Annotated in this window: 8 protein-coding genes, 2 tRNA genes and 1 pseudogene; 9 read left to right on the top strand and 2 right to left on the bottom strand. The window is 57.7% G+C overall.

From position 1 onward, the window contains the following. Window positions 1-237 (top strand): annotated as a pseudogene (locus GSQ80_RS19080) (PIG-L family deacetylase); the annotation flags it as partial. Between the two features lie 73 nt (window positions 238-310). Here GSQ80_RS19080 and GSQ80_RS19075 read toward each other — a convergent pair. Beyond that, on the bottom strand, window positions 311-1,762 hold the full coding sequence (locus GSQ80_RS19075; RefSeq protein WP_158789256.1) for an APC family permease: 1,452 nt from the start codon (window positions 1,760-1,762) through the stop codon (window positions 311-313). A gap of 278 nt (window positions 1,763-2,040) precedes the next feature. Here GSQ80_RS19075 and GSQ80_RS23130 point away from each other — a divergent pair, with 278 nt between their 5' ends. Next, the gene (locus tag GSQ80_RS23130; RefSeq protein ID WP_216850458.1) at window positions 2,041-5,316 is read left to right on the top strand and encodes a PIG-L family deacetylase; all 3,276 of its coding nucleotides are present in this window, start codon (window positions 2,041-2,043) and stop codon (window positions 5,314-5,316) included. A 195-nt stretch (window positions 5,317-5,511) separates the two neighbouring features. Here GSQ80_RS23130 and GSQ80_RS19065 read toward each other — a convergent pair whose 3' ends face one another. Continuing rightward, complete coding sequence (locus GSQ80_RS19065; RefSeq protein ID WP_158789255.1) at window positions 5,512-6,792, bottom strand: hypothetical protein; 1,281 nt, start codon at window positions 6,790-6,792, stop codon at window positions 5,512-5,514. 337 nt (window positions 6,793-7,129) lie between these two features. Between GSQ80_RS19065 and smc the strand changes: the two genes are divergently transcribed. From smc to GSQ80_RS19030, 7 genes are all read left to right on the top strand, one after another. Next, window positions 7,130-11,053, top strand: a complete 3,924-nt coding sequence (smc, locus tag GSQ80_RS19060) for a chromosome segregation protein SMC (RefSeq protein WP_158789254.1) — start codon at window positions 7,130-7,132, stop codon at window positions 11,051-11,053. A 20-nt stretch (window positions 11,054-11,073) separates the two neighbouring features. Next, window positions 11,074-11,610 carry a CvpA family protein gene (locus GSQ80_RS19055; RefSeq protein WP_158789253.1) on the top strand — a complete coding sequence of 179 codons (537 nt, stop codon included), beginning with the start codon at window positions 11,074-11,076 and terminating at the stop codon, window positions 11,608-11,610. Window positions 11,611-11,688: 78 nt separating this feature from the next. After that, a complete protein-coding gene (locus tag GSQ80_RS19050; protein ID WP_158789416.1) occupies window positions 11,689-11,985 on the top strand; it encodes a helix-turn-helix domain-containing protein in 297 nt (98 codons plus the stop codon). A gap of 313 nt (window positions 11,986-12,298) precedes the next feature. Next, window positions 12,299-14,077, top strand: a complete 1,779-nt coding sequence (locus GSQ80_RS19045; protein ID WP_216850452.1) for a type II secretion system protein GspD — start codon at window positions 12,299-12,301, stop codon at window positions 14,075-14,077. Window positions 14,078-14,124: 47 nt separating this feature from the next. Next, window positions 14,125-14,199, top strand: a tRNA-Gly gene (locus GSQ80_RS19040). Between the two features lie 111 nt (window positions 14,200-14,310). Then, a tRNA-Cys gene (locus tag GSQ80_RS19035) sits at window positions 14,311-14,385 on the top strand. Window positions 14,386-15,543: 1,158 nt separating this feature from the next. After that, window positions 15,544-18,717: a TonB-dependent receptor domain-containing protein gene (locus tag GSQ80_RS19030; RefSeq protein WP_158789251.1), complete on the top strand. Its 3,174-nt coding sequence runs from the start codon at window positions 15,544-15,546 to the stop codon at window positions 18,715-18,717. Window positions 18,718-19,426: the final 709 nt, after the last annotated feature.

Genomic DNA, 19,426 nt, shown 5'->3' with positions numbered 1-19,426 from the left:
GAAGGCCGCCACCGCCACATCCCCGCCCCCTGGACCCACACCCTCGACGTAGCCTCGGTCCTCCCCCTCCGCCTCGAAGCCATGAAGGCCCACACCACCCAGGCCCCCCTCATGGAACGCGCCGGTCCCCTCATCTTCGCCAAGCACGGCAACACCGAGCACTACGCCCTGGCCGCCTCCCCAGTCCCCCAGCCCGCCACCCAATCCACCGACCTCTTCGAAGGCGTAACCGAGTAGCGCATCAACCGCATCGGCAATCCGTCATCTCGACCGAAGCGAGAGACCCGCATTGGCTCTTGCCTTACCGTTCTCACTCCCCTGCCAGATGTTCCAACCTCCCGCGCCGAACCATTCGTCTACACAAAAACACAATCGTACCTGTTACTGCAACAAATCCAGCCAACAGCAACTCCCGCCGAAAGTTAGGCCGCGACACCACGATATATCCAAACCCCGCCAGCGCCAGCAACGGCGGCACCGGATAAAGCCAAATCCGAAACGGCCGCGGCATCTCCGGCCGACGCACCCGCAGCACCATCACCCCCACATGCTGCAACCCAAACTGCAGCAGAATCCGCAGCACCACCAGCGCCGCAATCACATCCGCCAGCGAGAAAAAGCAAAACAAACAAGCCATCCCCGCCAGCGCCAGCAACGAGACATACGGAAACCCCCGCGTAGGATGCAGCCTGCCAAACACCGCCGGAAAATTCCCATCCCGAGCCGCCGCATACGGTATCCGCGAGTACCCCAGCAGCAGCGAAAACACGCTCGCAAACGCCGTCACCATCACCAGCACAGCCGCCAGCCGCCCCAGCCACATCCCCGCGCCCACGCCCAGCCCCGGCGTATACGCCACCCGCATCATCTCCGACAGCAGCGCCCGCCGCGCCCCAATATCCTGCGCCGCCACAATCGCCGGAGCCCCCATCACCGCCAGCACGCTGGCATTCAACCCCAAATACAAAACCGCGACGACCCCAATCGAAATCAACACCGCCCGAGGAATCGTCCGCCCCGGATCCCGCGCCTCTCCCCCCAGAAACGTCACGTTGTAGTACCCCCAGTAGTCATACGTAGCAATCAACATCGCCGACCCCAGCCCCACAAAAAATCCCCGATCCAAATGCCACGCCCCCGCAGGAAACGCCACCACCCGAGCCCACTGCCCGTGCAGCAATCCTGTCACCATCGCCCACGCAATCGTCCCCAGCACCACCACCAGCATCCCCGCCGACAACCCCCTCATCGCCGCCAGTCTCCGATAAAGCAGCACCACCGCCAACCCCACCACCGCAATCGCCACCCAGGTAGCCCGCCCCGCCGAAACCCCAAAGCTATAACCCCCCACCCGCAGCGCATGCACCGTTCCCTGCGTCACCACCCCAGCCTTAAGAAACCCCGCATACTGCGCCAGCCCAATACACCCGCTAGCCACGCTCAACGGCGCCGACACGCAAAGCTGAAACACAAACAGAAAACTCAACCACCGCCCCCACTGCCCCGGAAACATCTTCCCCAAATACGCATACGTCCCGCCAGCCTCAGGCATAGCCGCGCCCAACTCCGCCCACACCAACCCATCGCAAGCGGCCAGCAGCGCCCCCAGCACCCACCCCAGCATCGCCTGCGGTCCACCCATCGCAGCCAGCAGCAACGGCAGCGTCAAAAACGGCCCCACCCCAATCATGTCGAGCAGGTTCAGCGTCACCGCCCCGCGCAACGTCAGCGACCGCTCCAGCCCTCCGCTCTCATCTGCCATCCCGCCAGTCTAAGCTGTCTTTCAGTCGCCAAACCTCCGCGTCCTCATCACGAATCTCCCCAACCTGCACCACGCCGTCGACTAACCACTCCAGCACCCCCCATGTAACTAAGAAACACATATCTCCGAGATAGCAAGCAGAATCAACTACCTCTGGCCTACACTCTCGCCGTCCGCGCAGGACCCGGGCACCCCGTATCTCGATTCTGAGATGCGGGCATCGCGCGTTGAGCGCGACCGCTTCACCCATTTCTCCCCACCCATGAGAACCTAATCCCATGAAGCCAACCGCGCCGCTAGCCCTAGCGCTCTGCCTCACGCTGCCCTTCTCCGCCTTCTCCCAGCAACCCGCCACGCCCGGTACGACCCCCTTCACCGACCCCGCAAACCTCCGCGGCGAGCGCGTCTCCCCGACCAACGGCCACGAGCTCCCCATCGACCGCGACGCCCTCGGCCTCGCCCAGCTCCTTCGCCGTCTCAACACCCGCGCCTCCATCCTCAACATCGTCGCCCACCCCGACGACGAAGACGGTGGCATGCTCACCCTCTACTCCCGCGGCCTCGGTGCCCGCGTCGCCGACCTCTCCCTCACCCGCGGCGAAGGCGGCCAGAACTACGTCACCGGCGACTTCGAAGACGCCCTCGGCCTCATCCGCACCCAGGAACTGCTCTCCAACGACCGCTACACCGGCGTCACCCAGTTCTTCGGCACCGAGGTAGACTTCGGCTTCTCCAAAACCAAGGAAGAAGCCTTCGCGAAGTGGACCCACGAGCGTGTCCTCTACGACGCCGTCCGCGCCATCCGCCTCTACCGCCCGCTAGTCATCACGGCCACCTTCATCGGCAACGTCACCGACGGCCACGGCCAGCACCAGGTCTCCGGCGAGATCGCGCAGGAAGCCTTCAAAGCCGCCGCCGATCCCAACGTCTTCCCCGACCAGATCACCGAAGGCCTCCTCCCCTGGCAGGCTCTAAAAATCTACGCCCGCGTTCCCTTCGCCGACATCAACAGCAAAGGTGTCTACGACTACGCCACCGGCCAGTACGTCCCCGCCCGCTTCACCAACTACGTCACCGGCAAGGTCACCACCGCTAAGCCCAACGCCGACGTCACCGTCCCCGAAGGCAGCAACGACCCGCTCCTCACCGTCGCCGCCGCCAACCCTTCCGACATCCCCTCCACCCTCGCGGCAAACCCCACCACACCGCTAAGCTACATCCAATTCGGCCGCATCGGCCTAAGCCTGCAGCGCAGCCAGATCAGCAAGAACATGACCCTCCCCGTAGCTGGCTTCTTCAACTCCGGCTACACCCTCTACGGCTCCGTCCTCTGCAACGCCCCTGCCACCGCCCGTCCCTCATCCCTCACCCCCAAAACCTGTCATCCTGAGCAAGCGCAGCGCGCCGAAGGACCTGCCACCAAGCCCGTACCCTCCCAAACCTCCGCAGTCTCCTCGGCAACGCTAACGGCGCTCCCAGGCCACGATCTCCCCAGCAACGAACAGGTACCCCGAGGCTTCAGCCTCGGGTCTCATGGCCCCTCCTCGGAACCGGGCTTTAGCCCCGAGGGCATGCCTTCCTCTTCCGTCCTCTATAAGCCTGTCATCCTGAGCGAAGCTGCTCGCGCTTTTGCGAGCAGCGCAGCCGAAGGACCCGCCACCAATCCAGCATCCCCCCAATCTTCCGCACCTTTCTCACCGCAATCCCTAACCACCCACCCCAATTTCTTCACCGGCATCGACACCTCCATCAACGGAATCCTCTCTCTCGACAAGGACGCTCCGCTTTCGAACGCGGCTTGGGAGCACTTCACTCAGTCCATTGCAGAGGCACAAAAGAGCTTTGACCCTCGGCATCCCGAAACGATCGCTCCACTCCTTGCCGAAGCTCTCGGCAACGTGAACCTGGAAATCGATCTCGTGCAGAAGAACGAGCCCCCGTCCATCGCGCGCGCTAGCCTTCTCCACGAGCTCTGCATCAAGCGCATTCAGCTAAACGACGCCCTCGTCCTCTCCCTCGGCATCCACGTGGACGCCACCATGCTCTCCGCGCAGAACGACGTCACCGCCGCGACCACCCCTTCGATTCAAGTCACAGTTTCCGCGGACGCGCCGGCGCAGCTCAGTTACTCGCACACGGCCATACTCGATGACCAACTCAAGTCCGCCAGCGGGCCCGATACCTCGCACATGATCGTGGACTATCGTTCCGAGCCATTGCCCGCAGGCAAACCAATCTTGAAAGACGTTTCCTTGAACTCCACCGGAACGAAAGACGTCACTCGACCCTACTTCCTTCGCGGCTCAATCGAGCAGCCCGTCTACAAGCTCATCGACTCCAACCTTCGCAATGCTCCAAGCTCGCCTCCCGCATTGACCGCTGTGACATACATCAACTACACGTACACAGGCCTCGGCCCGCACATGGGACTTCCGCTGACAATCGCCCGCATCGTCCACGACGGCCCGCAACCCATCTCCATCATCCCGCCCGTCTCCATCGCTAGCGTCCCCACGGCCACCGTCCTACCCAACGGCCAAACCACCGCCCAACTAACCGCCACCCTCCGCACCGACGCCACCACCTCCGCCAACATCAACGTCCAATCCCCCCACAACTGGTCCATAGAAGCCAAGGCCGCCGGCCCCAACTCCGTAAACTTCTTCCTCCACCCCACCGCGCCCCTCACCAGCCCGCAACTCTTCCACGTCACCGCCCAAACCCCCGACCACCACACCTACACGGAAGGCTTCCGTTCCGTAGGCTACCCCGGCCTCATCTACACGAACTACTACACGCCCGCGACCACCCGCGTAGTCCCCATCGACCTCAAGCTCCCCGCTCACCTGCGCATCGCCTACCTCCCCGGCACCGGCGACCCCGTCCCCGAAGCCCTCGCCTCCATCGGCCTGGCCCCGACGATGCTCACCGTAGCCGAGCTTACGTCCACCAACCTCTCGAACTTCGACACCGTCATCCTCGGCGTCCGCGCCTACACCGCCAACCCCAACCTCCACGGCGCCCCCTCGCAATCCCTCCTCGACTTCGCTCGCAACGGCGGCAACGTCCTCGTCCAATACGAGACCTCCGGCCTAACCTCGGCCGACACTCCCTATCCCCTCTCCCTCGGCGGCGGCGAAAAGGTAGTCGACGAAACCGCCCCCGTAACTCTCTTGGGTCCCAGCACCAACGGGTACCCCGAGCCTTCAGGCTCGGGTCTCATAGCCGCGGAGAAGAAGGGGGTTTTAACCCCCGGGTATGCCCTCCTCAACATTCCGAATAAGATCACTTCAGCCGACTTCAACAACTGGGTCGAAGAACGAGGCCACGGCTTCCTCGAAAGCTGGGACCCCCACTACATCGCCCTCACCGACACGCACGACCCAGGCGGCCCCGAAACCGCTGCCCAGGTCCCCCAGCGCGGCGGCCTCATCACAGTCCAGGTCGGCAAGGGCCGCTGGACCTACTGCGCCTTCGCCCTCTACCGCCAGCTCCCCGAAGCCGTCCCCGGAGCCTTCCGCCTCTTCGTCAACCTCATCACGCCCACCCATTGAGTCAAGGTGGGTCATATGACCCACCTTGACCCAACTTGACCCAACTTCACCCAAACCTGACCCAATTGCGCGTCCCGAAACTAGGCTAAACACGTCGATTTGGGACCCGAAACGGGGCTAGGTATGTCGAAAAACACCCGTAAAACAAGAAAAACGGCCTCCGAGGAGGCCGTTTCGTCTTAACTGCATTTCTGTCTAGTGATGAACCGGGTGGTGTACTGGAGCAGGCTTCGCAGCCGGCTTCTTCGTCACAACCGATCCATCCGTCATGGTGATCATCAGAGGCGACGCCGTGTACGAATCGTACGTTCCGTCCACGGTAATCTTGTCACCCGGCTGCGGGATCGTCTTCAGCGGTTCCTTCAAATTCACCGTAAAATCAGGGGTTTTGCTGGCAACAGCATCATCCGAGACCTGCAGAACCAACTGACTGTCCGTCGCCGAAACCACCGTCACATTCGGGAATTCAACTGACTTGCCCTTCACCGAATCGAACACCTTCTGAGCATCAGCCGGCTTGCCATACTGCAGCGCCGTCTCCTTGTCGCCCAGCGCCAAAGTAGCCAAATCTGGAGTGCTCGCAACTAACTGAGCCACAAGATCTTCCGGCTTAGGAGCCGGCGTCACCGTGAATCCAGCGGGCGGATCCAAATTGGTCTGCACCGCAGTCTGCATGGCCGCATAGCCATCCGCGCTGCCGTGATACTTCTTGTAGCAATACGTCGCCAACGGCTCGATGGTGGTCTTGTAAGCCGCAGGAGCAAACGCTGCTGCACGCGTCGCATACCAGGCGCAATTCAAATAATCAGGAGGCGTAGAGGTGTAGTACGCCTGCGCTAGAACATATACATCCTGAAGAGTTTGGCTGGGCTTGGTCGTGCTATCGGCGTTGGCGTCGATCTCCTTTTTCAGCACAGTGATCGCACCGGCATTATCCTTCTTCGCCAGATCGTCATCCGCGATCGCGCTCTCAAAGATCGGATCACCACCGGCCTTTTCCTTCGCAAAATCGGCATCAGACACGTCCTTCGGCTTGGTTGCATTCAATCCCTGCTGTGCGTAAGCAGCAACCTTATCGAGCGCCGCCTGCTTCGCTGCAGGATCAGTCAATTTATCGGCTTCCGGACGCTTGTAATAGATCTCGAAGACGAGGGCCCGAATGTTATTCGGATCGATGGCTAACAATCTATCAGCGGCGCTGAGAATCGCTGTTTCATCACCAACCTGGCTGTCCGCGAATAATATCTGATTTAGAACATCCTCTTTCACAGCAGAGTTTGGATATTGCTTCAGATATGCCTCGAACGCCGCAGCTTTATCTGCCGCGGTCGTCGCAGTGTTGGCTTTGTTGTAAGCCGCGTACTCTTCTTGCGACATCTGGATACCACCAGATGCCGGCTGCTGGGAGTACGCGAGAGACGCTAATGGTACCGCGCCGGCAACAGCCAGCAGCGAAGCAAGTACGACCTTCTTCATAAAGAGAACTCCTCGGGGAGATGCGTCAGTTTTGTAAAGCAATGAATCAAGATTAGCGCAAATTGCGCCGTCCGGATCAAAACCCTCCCCATACCAGCGAGATAAAGGGATGATGCGCATTATAGAAAGCGTGTTGCCCCATGTGCAACCGAGAACTCGACACAGACCGATAAATCGGATTCCTTCGCTCTTATCCACAACATCCTTCTTCTGATGCTCGATTACGCGTTGATTCCACCTCGTCTGCCGCTTACGATTCGACCTAGTGGCGTGTCGAACGATCCAGCCGATCGCTAATTCACGCACAGACACCTAATCGTAGACGAGGTTTTGCTCCTTGCTCAAGCTTAAGAAAGTTCAGATTCTCGGCTTCAAGTCCTTCTGTGACCGCACCGAGGTGCAGTTGACCGGCCATGGCATCGCTGCGATTGTAGGCCCGAATGGCTGCGGCAAATCGAACATTTCTGACGCTATCAACTGGGTTCTCGGAGAGCAGTCCGCGAAAAGCCTCCGCGGGATCAAGATGGAAGACGTCATCTTCGCGGGGACTCGTGAGCGCAAACCTACAGGCATGGCTGAGGTTTCCCTAACGCTGGTTGATCCGGAGGTATACGACGGCAACACGCTGGCCGACGGCGAAGCGGAGGTATTGGGTGCCGACCTACCCGCCGCATTGGATGCCGACCAGCATGTCACCGCGATTAATACGCTGAGTGACTGGGACGAGTCTGCCCTTCGCGCCGAAGCGGCCATGGAGACGGAAGAGGCTGTCGCGGATGCTCAGCCAGGTACAACGTATGAAGCTGAACTTCCCGCCAAGAAGGCCACCGAAAATTCAGCTGGCGATTTGGCAGAAGCTGGAGCCGAACTTACAGCGGGAAACAATGTCGTTCTCAAGATCCGCCGCCGCAAGTTCGGACGCGCACCCATCCGTGCCGGCGAAATCACTGTGACGCGGCGTCTCTTCCGTTCCGGAGACTCCGAGTATCTATTGAACGGCAAGATCTGCCGCCTGCGCGATATCCAGGACATCTTTATGGGAACAGGTCTTGGCGGCGAAAGTTATGCCATGATCAGCCAGGAACGCATCGGAAGCATTCTTTCGGCCAAGCCTCTTGACCGCCGCGCCATTATCGAAGAGGCAGCCGGCATTACCCGATTCAAGACGAAAAAGCGCCTTGCCGAGTTGCGGCTTGAATCCGCGAAACAAAATCTGTCGCGAGTGAACGACATCTTCGAGGAGGTTACTCGGCAGATGGGCGTCCTCAAGCGCCAGGCTTCCAAGGCTGAACGTTACGGCGCACTCCGTGACGAACTTCGCGGCAAACTTCGCGTGGTGCTCGCCAGCCGCCTTTCACAGATGGACGCAGAACAATCCGCAACTTCGAAAGAGATTGCGCGTCTTGGTGAACTGATCGATAGTCAGGCAGCGCAGCTCGAAAGTATGGACGCTGAACACTCTGTTGGCGTCAATCATGGCTACGCGTTGGATGACCAGATCCGTGAAGCAGGCGCTCAGGCCAACGCCAGCGCTGTAGAACTCGAGCGGATCACCGCGCGCACCGCGTCGAATGCAGACCGGATCTCCGATCTTGCCCAGCGCATCCTGAGTGGAAACGATGATCTTGCTCAAGCCCGCACCCAGATCGAGTCGCTCGCCGGTGATCTCGAGCAACACCGCAGTTTTCTCGAGAATGCGACGGCCGAAGCGGCAGATTCGCGTGAGGCGGCGGCATCGCGGCAAGCGCAGGCCCATGAGGCCACACGCAGCGTACTCGCGGCCGAGGCCCTGACCGAGAGCCAACGTCGCAATGGCATGCAGTCCATGCAACGAGCTGCGCAGGCGAATAGCGAGATAGCACAAGCGGAAGCCGCGCTCGAAGGACTCGACCGCGAGAATGAGCGTTTTGAGTCCGAGTCTCAGACCGCGCGCGGAGAACTGGAATCTTTAGACTTGCAACGAGGGACTGCCAGGCTCTCTTTCGAAAGTGTGACCGATCGTCTCAAGCGATTGGAGGCCGAAATTCTCGAACTCCGTCACACCCTCGAAACGAGGCGGATGGAGGAGACCCAATCACGCCGCCGCGGAGACGAATTGCGCGCCCAAGCTGCCACCCTCAATGGACGCCGCAGTTCGCTTGAGGCGCTCATCCGCGAGCACAGCTATTCCACGGATACGGTCCGCAATATCTTCCGCGCGCAGGCGAAACACCAGGACGGATCGGCACCGCTGGGCACGCTTGCTGACTTCCTCGAAGTAGATGGACGCTACGAGAATGTAGTTGATGAATTTCTGCGGGACGAACTCAATTTCATTGTGGTCCGCAATTGGGAAGCCGCTGATGCGGGCGTGCGCTTGCTTCAGACCGATGTAGCAGGTCGCGCCACCTTCCTGGTGCATCCCGATGGTCTTGATACCGCGTTGTCGACCGAAGGTATCGCAAATCCGGGCAATGGCGTTGTGGCGCTGAAAGACTGCATACATGTTCTGAACGGATTCGGGCATTCGCTCGAGGCTATCCTGCCCAAACTCCGCGACGGCTTTGTAGCGCCTGATACGGATACTGCGCGCAGACTAGCGCTCGAATTTCCCCAGGCATTCTTCCTCGCGCCCACCGGCGAGACTTTCCATAACGTCACTGTGACGGGAGGAAAGCCGCGAGAGCAGGGGCCGTTGGCGCTCAAGCGCGAGCTTGCAGAGTTGCAGAGTAAGCTGACGGGTGTCGAGACTGAACTCGCTCAGAATGAGCTCGCCACTGCAACACTTGGGCGAGAGATTTCGGACCATACTACGTCGCTCGACGCCAAGAACCACGAACGTCGCGAGGCCGAACGGGAGAGCGCCAACTCCGGGGCCGCCTTGCGGCAGATGGAGCAGGAGGCAGCGCGCCTCGAAAACCGACTCCAGCAGTGGCAGATTGCGGCAAACAGAAACAAGGACCAACGTCAGCAGCGGCGGGATCTCATCACGCGAAAGCGTGAAGAAGCTTCGACGTTTGAGGCGGAACGGGCAAATATCGAGCAGCAGGTCGCTGAACTGACGGAAAAGATTCTCTCTCTCCGAATCAACCGCGAAGAGCTCCAGGCAACGGCTTCTGCCGCGGCTGCGGCTTTGGCTGGGCTCGAAGAGCGCCGGCGCAACGCGAGTGCAAACTTCGAACAGACAGATCGTCTCTATCGGAGTCAATCTCAGAGAATTGAGCAACTAGAGTCGCAGCTTGCCAACGCCGCGACGGAGCGGCAACGGCGCGAAGAGGAGACGGCAGAGCTCTCTCTAAAGCATGCAGAACTGTCCGAAACGAGGGCTCAATCCATGGCTCACATGGAAACGCTCTCCACCGAAGCTTCTGCATTGCGTGCCGCGATGTCCGAGCTTGATGCCCGGCTTCGCGCTCTACGCCACGATACAGAGGGCCTGCGCGAGCAACGCGCCGCCTTCAGCGCTCGGGCTGCGAAACTCACATCGGATCTCGAGCACATAGAGGCCACCTGCCTCAATGATCTGTCGGTTGAGGCGACTACGCTTCGCGAAGATACCTCGATCGAGCGAATTGAAGCCGAGGCTCTCACAACAGAAGATGAGGCGGCGCGCTCTCTGAAGCAGCGTCTTGAAGCCATGGGCCCAGTAAACATGATGGCTTTGGAGGAGTTTCACGAGACCTCCGAGCGCCATGCCTTTCTGGAGACGCAGCGGAAAGATCTCCTCGATTCGATCGAGAATACGCAGGCTTCGATCAAAGAGATTGATGACGTTTCCCGTATCAAATTCGATGAGGCGTACAAAATCATCAATGAAAACTTCTCCGCTACGTTTACCAAACTCTTCGGCGGTGGCCAGGCGTTCATGCGCTTGACTGACCCTGAAGCCAATGGCGGAAAAAGTTCCGATCTCAGCGGCATTGATATCATCGCGTCGCCCCCGGGAAAGAAATTGCAAAACGTTCTTTTGCTTTCGGGCGGGGAAAAGGCCCTAACGGCTCTCTCTCTGCTCGTGGGAATCTTCCAGTTCCAGCCGGCGCCGTTCTGCATGCTTGATGAGGTCGATGCTCCGCTTGACGAGACCAACGTAGGGCGATTCGCCAACTTGCTTTCAGAGGTGGCATTGAATACCCAGGTGATTATCATCACGCATACGAAGCGGACGATGGAGCAGGCCGACGTGATGTATGGCGTAACGATGCAGGAACCAGGCGTATCGAAGATCGTCAGCGTGTCTCTGAGCGGTCGGAGCAGGGGCCGCGAAGCTCGGAATGCGGCATAACGGATGAACCAATCAAGTCTATGAACGCTCTTGATTGGCTGCTCTTAATCCTGGTGGCCTATTCAGCCGTCCGGGCATTCCTGCGTGGCTTTTTTCAGGAGGCCTTCGCTCTGGGCGGCCTGATTTTGGGTTTTCTCTTAGCTTGTTGGTTTTATCGACCTCTCGCATTCGACCTCAGAGGGCTGATTACATCGACACCGATCGCAGAACTTGCGGCATTTCTGCTTATTTTGGCAGGATCAATGATCCTGGCGAGCTTACTGGGGAAGCTTCTCCGCCACACAGCCTCGGCCATTGGCCTAGGATTTGTCGACCGCGTTCTGGGAGCCGCCTTTGGGCTCGTTCGTGGCGCGCTCTTAGGCGTTGTTCTTCTGCTCGCATTGACCGCTTTTTTGTCCAGCGCCCCCTGGATTGAAAATTCTCATCTAGCCCCGTATTTTCTTCGGGCCGCTCATGCTGTATCCTTCGTCATGCCCTCCGATCTCAAATCACGTCTGCTTGACGGTCTCGACCATCTCAAGCACACGACACCGGATTGGATCAAAGGCAGTCTGTAGCCTCAAACTGAAACGTGTCATCATGTAGTCGGATCCCAACCAGGGCCCATGTCCATTCCACAAAAGGAAGACCTGCGATTGAAACGCGAACTCGACAACCTCGTCCTCCAAATGCATGCCGCTGGTATCGGTTACACCGACGCGGTACGCGAGTTTAAGAAACAGTACATCCTCGAGGTTCTTTCGCGTCATCGCGGCAATCAATGTAAAGCTGCAGAAGAGCTCGGCATGCACCGCAACACGCTAAGCCGTACGCTCTCCGAGTTGGGCATGGATTCGACCCAGATACGACAGGGGATGCGGCGGCCGCCAACATCGGTGCGACCCGCGAGAGCGACTCATCCAAACTTGCAAATTATCTCTGGCGGACGTTAGCCACGTTCCTGCGTCTAAACAGCACATAATGTTTTCTTCACCCCAGGGCCGCTGGTTGCGCAGACGCAGGAGTATCGCCCGTGCTGCGTTATGGGGGTCTCCTCTGCTAGCGATTTCGGGCGTTGTCGTTTTGACTGCCAACGCACAGGCGAATAGCCCCGCGGACAATCCTGCTAGTGTCCCAGCGGGCGCGGTTCCATCGCTTCCCGCGAAGCACCCGCCAAGCACAAATTCGGCCGCACTATCCCCCAAACAAATTCGCGCAGCGGACGACGCCTATCTTGAAGGCGCAAAGCAAGTCCAACATAAGGAGATGGCTGCAGCCTTACATAGCTTCCAACAAGCGGTCCGCCTTAACCCGAACAATTCCGACTACTCCCTAGCTTTGATCGTCACGCGCGAAGGCTATGTTACTGAACTAGTTCAGCGTGCGGCTCAGGCGCGATCTGTTGGCAACACAGCGCTTTCCGACTCTTTGCTTAGTCAGGCACGCACCCTGGATCCCAATAATCACGTTGTCCTCCAGCACTTCGAAGCTACATCGGGTGCAGGGAATAAGATTGAAAGTGACACTAAGAAGCCGGGCCCGTTTTATTCGAGTATCGACCCCTCCAAGTTCCCTGCCCAAAACATAGCCTCGACACTCCAGGGCCCGGTTGAGTTGACCCCCACTCCGGGAAACAGAGACGTACATCTTCATGGAGATGTACAGAGCGTCGTTCGCAATCTGTACAGCCTTTTCGGAATCAAGGTCGCATTCGATGCCTCTGTGACGAGTGGCGCGCCAATCAATCTGGATATGAACAACGTGACATTTGCCGGTGCTACGAGAGCTCTTGGAATCGCCGCAAAAATCTTCGCTGTTCCTGTCCAGCCGACCTCCGTGCTCGTCGCACGAGATACGCAGGAGAACCGTGATGAGCTCACGCCGCTGGTAGAAGAGACAGTCTATCTTCCGGGTCGAACCAACGACGAGATGCAAGAGCTCGCCAACGTAGCGCGTAATATCTTCGACATCAAAGAAGTGACCGCGAGTTCCACCGGGGGATTCTTACTTCTGCGTGGAAATGAACAAGTCCTTCGCGAGGTCAACGCCGTTTATGACGACATGCTGGACGGCAATCCGGAAGTTCTCTTCGACGTCTCGCTCTACGAGTTGGACAAAACCCTCGACAACAATATCGGTGCCGTCCTTCCGAATTCTGCGGGTGTTTTCAGTATTGCAGCCCAAGCTCAATCCCTCGTATCTGCAAACCAGGCATTGATTAATCAAGCCGTTGCGGCTGGTCTTCTTACATTGAACGGAACGCCACTGCAAAACCTCATCACAGAGGTAGGCTTTCTTGTCGCTTCGGGAGCTGTTACCGCAGTTCAGTACACCAACCTTCTTGGGGTATTTGGTGGCGGCCTTACGTTTGCTGGACTTTATCTAGGATCTAGCGCCAGTTTCAATATGGCTTTGAATTCAACCGATGTGAGCATACTTGACTCGGCCCAGATGCGTGCGATCAATAAGCAGCCTGCTACCTTTCGCGTGGGCTCTCGATATCCAGTAATCACAGGGACATATAGTTCCGGCGGCACCAGCACGCTTGCGTCTTCGCTCTCGGGTCTGAACATCAATGGAACCAGTGTTAGCTCACTGCTCTCACAGTTCCTTGGTGCCAGTTCAGTGTCTGTTCCTCAATTTCAGTATGAGGACCTTGGCATTACCTTGAACTTAACGCCCCAGATACTTCGCAACGATACTGTTTCCTTGGCCTTAAAGATGAATGTAGAGGCGCTGGCCGGCAACAGCATCAATAACATTCCGATATTAGACAATCGCGCGCTGACTTCGACGATCACAGTCCCGGCAGGTCAAACTGCGATGTTGTCCACACTTGTTAGCTCGTCTGAGATGAAAGCTCTTACTGGTTTGCCTGGTCTCAACGACATCCCTGGATTTCAAGGCACTAGCCAGGATCGCCAGAAGAGTTCAACCGCACTCCTGATTACGATCACCCCACATATCGTGCGAAGCGGTCGCCTAGAGGTATCGAGCCGCCGCATCGATACGGCGCGGGGTAGTGGCGCGGTGGGGGTGGAATAGTTGCATTGCAAAAGGGGTGAGGGGTGGCTATACTTATGCTTGGCAGGGCGGGAGTAGCTCAGTGGTAGAGTGCTTCCTTGCCAAGGAAGATGTCGCCGGTTCGACCCCGGTCTCCCGCTCCAACAACCTCAATCTCAACCGCTTACGGCTCGGAAGCTCTAGACTGCACACAACGGTTCGGTGTGTTTTTGGCCGCGGGTAGTGTGGTTTTGGGGATGTAATTTTGTGCCCAGGGCGCGGTACCCAAGTGGTAAGGGAGAGGTCTGCAAAACCTTTATGCGTCGGTTCGATCCCGACCCGCGCCTCCAACATTTTCTCCTTTAGAATCAGAGCCCAGGCAACTGGGCTTTTCTTTGTGCTGGCTTTGTGCTAACCGCAAAGACTGGGACCAACGTGGCTGTTCCACTACCGCCTAAGGTTGCGGAGGAGATACTCGCTTCCCCAAACGAGGGGCGCCGTTTGCCGGGATTCACGGTTAGCAACTGATGTACGGTTAGCAACTAAGGATACTCGTCGCGTAATACACTGCCGCCCATGAACCCCTCTACAAAGTTAGGGATTTCAAGTCCCCTGGCGACAATTGCTCTTCTCGTCATGCCATTCGAAATCTCAAGCATTCCCATAGGTGGGTCTGTGGAGTCACGGTAGGCGTGTTGGGAGCGCTTGCGGCAAGGCGACGTAGCAAATGGTGGCTGGCAATACCTGTACTAACTTTTCCGTGGTGGCCATCGCTATCATCATGTCGATTTATCCGGGGTAGATCACAGACAGAGGGAAGACTCAGAACAGAGTTTCCCAAAACGCCGTTTCTCGGGAAGTTCACGGCAATGCCGCGCGTCCCGACCGAATGGAGATTTCGACACCATTCCTTATGAATGCTGCTGTACGGTTATTTAGTCTTCGATCCTAGTCGCCAAAGTAGTCGACACACCAGAAAGACAACAGTCAAGACAATTAGAAAAATGATCAAATGAAACGGTTGAAAAAAGTCTCCCATACCCGCTCCTTTCACGCCCGTCCGGGAACAATTTCAAAGAAGTGAAGTGGTTCCCTTCGTGCAACAGCGGCCACACCATCTACCTTTGCGATCGTTCATAGTGCGATTCTTCACGTGGGGAGAATTGTACCTCCTCCAACGTCTCGTTTTCGGAAACTTTAGAGGTCACGGACGCGCAGACGCATTGAAGTTGCTCAAGACACCGTTTTTCGTGCGCTAGGGCTGGTCCTTCCGGTGGCCCGTACCTTGAAATGCGCGTGCCGGAACGGACGGTGTCTTCGAAAAACTGGACGACAACAAGATGCCGCCATGATTTGGTTGATGAAAATTCAATCGAAAGATGGATGACGAATTCCATTTCAATCCATAAAGTTCAGTAGATCAATCTCAATGCTTTCGAAGTGAACCCAGTTCATTGCTACGGGCTCGTTCTCCCAACCTACTGATCTCGCACGGAGTAAATTCATAAATGCGTAAGTTTGCCCTGGCTCTTACCCTGCTGGCATCATGCCCCGGCATGTACATCCTTGCTCAAGTTCCGACCGCAACTGTCAACGGCCTAGTTAGAGATTCGCAAGGCGCGCTCATCCCACAGGCGCATGTCTCGGTAACAAGCGTGAAGCAGGGCACTGTGCGGAGCAGCCTGTCCAATCCTGACGGCTCGTACTCCTTGTCCAACCTTCAGCCCGACGACTATCTGATTGCCATTAGCGCGCCGGGCTTCGGAACCGTGCAATACAAGGATGTGCGCCTCGAGGCAGGCAAGACAACAACTCTGGACTCAAAGCTGTCTCCAGCGGCTGACGCAACGACTGTGCAGGTGAACTCAACCGAGAATGAAGTCTCTCTGTCCCAATCGATGGTTCAGGGGCAAATCACATCGAATACCATTCAAAATATTCCGCTCAACGGCCGCAATTTTCTCGAGCTCGCCTTTCTCCTGCCGGGCAATCGACCTGCGCCCACCTTCGACCCGACGAAGACCAACACTCTGGAAGTGAGCTCTGCCGGCGGCTTCGGACGCGGCGGCAATATCACGGTAGACGGTGGGGACAACAACGACGAAGTGGTTGGTGGAACGCTATCGAATCTCCCCGAGGACTCGATCCAGGAATTTCAAATTGCGACTGCACGATTTACCTCGGAAGTCGGCCGCTCTGGAAACAGCATCATCAACATCGTTACGCGATCAGGAACCAATGCTGTGCACGGCTCAGCGTTTGTCTTTGTACGCAACCAGGACTTGCAGGCCCTGCCAGCGACCTTCGATCACCAGCTTCCCACCCCTCCGTTCAGTCGCGAACAGTTCGGCGGATCGATCGGAGCTCCGCTGCGCCGCAATAAGGCATTCATTTTTTCTTCAGTCGAATATCGCGATCAGAACGCTTCCATCCTTACCGGCACGCGCGACTTCACGAAAGACGTGATCGACAATACCTCCGCGCCCGCGCCGCTTCGCGACCTGCTACTTTCCAACCGCATCGACTACAACTTCAACGCGAACAACAATGTGTATGGGCGCTATAGCTTCAATCGTTCCACTGACACCGCACAGGCGACACCTTCATCAACCACCCCACTCAGCACAGCCGCAGAGCGGCAAAACTCGCTGAACCGATTCAATTCGATTGCGGCAGGCTGGACATCCGTGATCGGGTCCACAAAAACCAACAACCTGTCGTTCCACTACGACAACTTCTATAACGACATCCCACCCTTTCCTCAAAATGCTCCGCTCACCGATCCTTCGAGCCTCGGGCTTACCAATGAGTTGATCTTTCCTGACCTGGCTGACGGCGCCAACTTTAATCTGCCGCAGGCAACTCACTTGAATCGGTATCAGTTGCGTGACGGCTTTACGATGGCCCTCGGCAAGCACGAGCTCCGATTCGGTGGTGAGTTTCAACACTATTCCGCACACGGACTCATCAACGTGTTTGGTACTGGAACCGTCATTCTCACCTCGGACTTCGGCTTTCAGGATCTCAATGGAGATGGCGTCGTCAACGACCTCGATATCCCGGTTGCTGTTGGCATCCACAGCAGCGCTCCGGTAGTTCCCGTACCCATCCCGAACGTTGGAGATAACTACACCGCGTTGTATGCGCAGGATGACTGGAGAGTGCTCGCTAAGCTCACCCTGAACCTTGGATTGCGTTGGGAGTATGACTCGAATCTCACGGGAAACAGCCCCAGTCACGATCCCTGTCCAAATCTGACCAGTGTCCCCACAGTTCAATGCGTGTGGATGGCCAACGTCATCAATCTGAAAAAGTATCCCGATACCAAGGACTTCGGTCCGCGTGTAGGTTTCGCTTACGATCCCTTCGGCAACGGGAAGACCGTCTTCCGTGGCGGCTATGGAATCTACTACGACCGCATCATTCTTGAGGCGGGAGCGGAAGAGCTCGTGCAAAATGACCGCGCCCTCACGGTAACGCAATACGCCGGATCGGAATGTGTGCTGCCCGGAGTTCCGGCGCCGCCAAGTCTCAACTTTTGCTTTGCGCCCGGGGGCCAATATGCTCCTGGAAGCCCGACGATCGCCACAGCGTTTTCTGGTCCGCATGAGACCGGCGGCGTCGGTATCATCGCCATGGGGCCTGACGCCCACCATCCTCTGTTTCAGCAGGCATCCATTGGCCTCCAGCAGCAGTTCGGCAAGAACTGGCTCGTCACAGCGGACGGCCTGCACGTCTTCGGACAGCGCCAGCTCATCGGCAGCCTCCTGCGCACAACCACCTCCACTTCCCCCGACATCTCTTGCCCGGGCGACAATATCCCATGCACCATCACCGATCCTCTCTCCGGCATCTCGGACAACATCACCCTCATTCAGTCGCAGGCCAAGTCCTGGTATGACGGCCTGCTCGCAAGTCTCGGCCACCGGCCATCGCGCATCGGCAAGGTCACGTACGAATACAACGTGAGCTACACACTCTCCAAGACCCTCGATTATTCCGACGACGATCAACTCACCAACAACAACGCCGATGAGCAGGTCAATCTTGCGGAAGGCACATCCGGCCTGCGCAAAGAGAAAGGCTACGCGCTCACCGACGAGAAGCAACGCATCAGCATCTACGGAGATGCCCAGTTCCCCTTCGGCTTCTCGATCGCGCCGATCTACACCTATGGATCGGGCGTTCCAGCGGACACCCTTCTGCCCAGCACCGCCGTCAATGGAGCAAGTGGCGCCCGCCTGCCGCTGCTTTCACGCAACTCCATTGGCCGCGAGATAAAAAACAGTGACCAGTTGAATGCCAAGATCAATCAGTGGAATGCACTTGCACCCTGCCCCGGCGCATATCCTTGTCAGGCCGGAGGCCCGGTCGACAACGTTCCTTCGGGCGTCAATTATTCCAGCCCCTTCAGCTCCTTCGACATGCGCCTGGCCAAGATCTTTGCCTCTCACCGCGGCCCCTCCCTCACCCTCATGGCGGAAGTCTTCAACCTCGCCAACCAGGTCAACGTGCGCGGCTCAACCACCGCCGACTACTCCGGCCGCGATATCTCCATCGGACCCAATGAGGGAGCCCCAGCCATTCAGACCAACTTCTTCCAGCCGGTCAGCGTTGCGGGTGGATTCTTCGGTTCCGGCGGCCCGAGAGCCTTTCAGTTCGCCGCACGAATACAGTTTTAGGTGGAGTGTGATCCTGGCCTTGGCTGATCAATGCACCTAGTTTTGTCGATTCTCACTTGACCTGCAAAACAACCGCAAGATTGAAGTCCGCGGGAGAATCTGGTTTCGAGCAAGTCTTTTGGCTGGTCGGAGCGGGAGACGCGCAATATTCCGCCGGTTCCTACAAAGCCGCGTTTTCGGCAACTTCGTTGCGCTGTTTCAAAAAACGCCGTTCTGCGGGAACTTCGGATTCATTTCACACCAACCGGTGTCTACTTCGGTAACGCATGAACACTGCACCGATCCGTGAATACTGAAACACGTGGAGCACAAGGCATGTCGACTAAACTTCAGAGCTTACAGAAAGGCATTCCATGACGATTCGGGTCGGCTTGATCGGGCTAAGACGAACAACGCGCGTTAAGACGTATGGGGATGCCCTACGCCAGTACGAATTCCATCCCAAGGCCAAATCCGCTGACACGGCGGGAGAGTCCTGCGACAAGCAGACTGTCGGCTTGCTTCAGCGTGGGAATATATGCGTCGATCACGTTCACTACATTGGCAAGAATCGAATCAGTTGGAGGCGGTCGATGGTGGGCTAGTCCACTCTGAAGAGGCGATTTATACCGAATATGTCGACAAGAGCCGCGATGAATGGCAAATGAAGACCTGCCCGCGTTGCGGCAAATGCCGCTGGCGGTTTTGATTCGCGTAACCGGGCTGTCAT

The sequence above is a fragment of the Granulicella sp. L46 genome (genome assembly GCF_009765785.1).
GTDB lineage: Bacteria > Acidobacteriota > Terriglobia > Terriglobales > Acidobacteriaceae > Granulicella.
The sequence above is the reverse complement of the archived record's forward strand: the minus strand, read 5'-3'. Positions and strand labels throughout refer to the sequence as shown.